Raw genomic sequence first — 507 nt, forward strand, 5'->3', positions numbered from 1 at the left:
TTCCGGCAAATCGCGCGTGATAAACTGAATGTCATCACAAACTGCGCTGCCATTGACAAAACTTTGGTAACAGTTAGCGTCAGACAAAACGCTGACCACTGGTTTTTGGTTAGCAAGCATCACAAGTTCAAATTGATCCGATGCAGCGCCAATATCTTGCGCCGCATTTTGACCTAAATGACTCGACACAATACCCAGAGCCACACCTAGTCCGTCAACTTGATTATGGTTGTAGCGACGGTTTTCTACAGCCACCACAACTTTGTCATTTGATACGCCCACTTGAACATTAACGAAGCCTTCATTTTTTAACGCACTAACCAAAGAGGAAATTGACGCTTGTTGCGCTTTGTTTTGCTCAACGACTAAACGATCCATTAACGTCATATTATTCTTCGCGTAGTCGCGAGAGCGAGAGTATTCCGTTATCAATGGCATCGAGAGTGCAGCACTCCAAACGCTTGAACCATCCGATTCATGACCAGAATAAATCTGGTGGCTTAATGA

Annotated in this window: 1 pseudogene; it reads right to left on the bottom strand. The window is 44.4% G+C overall.

The window, feature by feature from the left end:
• Positions 1 to 507, bottom strand: a pseudogene (locus R7040_RS30270) (hypothetical protein); the annotation flags it as partial.

It is taken from the genome of Vibrio sp. 1069, assembly GCF_033340555.1.